Raw genomic sequence first — 264 nt, 5'->3', positions numbered from 1 at the left:
AAGGCGCGGTTGACGTGCACGATCAAGCCTTGGCGGTCGGTCACCAGCACGCCTTCGAGGGTACTGTCGAACACCGCCGCCGCCATGCGCAGCCGCTCGCGGTCCTCGCCGCGCAGACGCACGCCGATGCCGATGAAATTCAGCAGCCGCGCGCGCGAAACGAAGATCAGCACCGCGCTGAACATCACCCAGATAACCACATTGATCTGCTGCCCCACGGTCAGCGCCAGCGGGTCGTCAGTCATACCCTGAGATTGGCGGCAT

Annotated in this window: 1 pseudogene; it reads right to left on the bottom strand. The window is 64.4% G+C overall.

Annotated elements, in window-relative coordinates:
* A pseudogene (locus SB756_RS31140) lies at positions 1-264 on the bottom strand (GGDEF domain-containing protein); the annotation flags it as partial.

This window comes from Pseudomonas sp. SIMBA_068 (assembly GCF_046534705.1).
GTDB classification, from domain to species: domain Bacteria; phylum Pseudomonadota; class Gammaproteobacteria; order Pseudomonadales; family Pseudomonadaceae; genus Aquipseudomonas; species Aquipseudomonas putida.
Note: the sequence above shows the minus strand (reverse complement) of the source record. Positions and strands in the feature narration are given on the sequence as shown.